General features: G+C 28.6%; 1 protein-coding gene. It reads right to left on the reverse strand.

From position 1 onward, the window contains the following. The coding region (locus F8C76_RS18450) for an NUMOD1 domain-containing DNA-binding protein (RefSeq protein ID WP_152132981.1) at positions 1-318 on the reverse strand (318 nt) is incomplete at both ends.

The following is a 318-nucleotide window of genomic DNA, read 5'->3' on the forward strand; positions in this document are numbered from 1 at the left end:
TTTAGAAGCTTCTTTAATACTTTCGTATATAGTTTCTTCTCTAGATTGTAGATTAACAACCTTTAACTTTATTGATCTTGTTAATGAGGGGCGGACCCTCTTCTTTACTTCTATTAAAGATCCCTCAGGTAGAGTTTTTCGTAATAAACTTTTAGGTATAATCTTATATCTTCCTCTAAAAATTAAATTATCATCATTTTCTAAATTATCTAAATAAAATCGTATAGATTCAACTGAAACCCCTAAATACTCCCCTGTTTCTTTTATTGAATCCAAATTTTTAGTACTTCCAGTTTCAATATCATATACCTCTAAAGG

This window comes from Flagellimonas olearia, assembly GCF_009184425.1.
GTDB classification, from domain to species: Bacteria; Bacteroidota; Bacteroidia; order Flavobacteriales; family Flavobacteriaceae; genus Flagellimonas; species Flagellimonas olearia.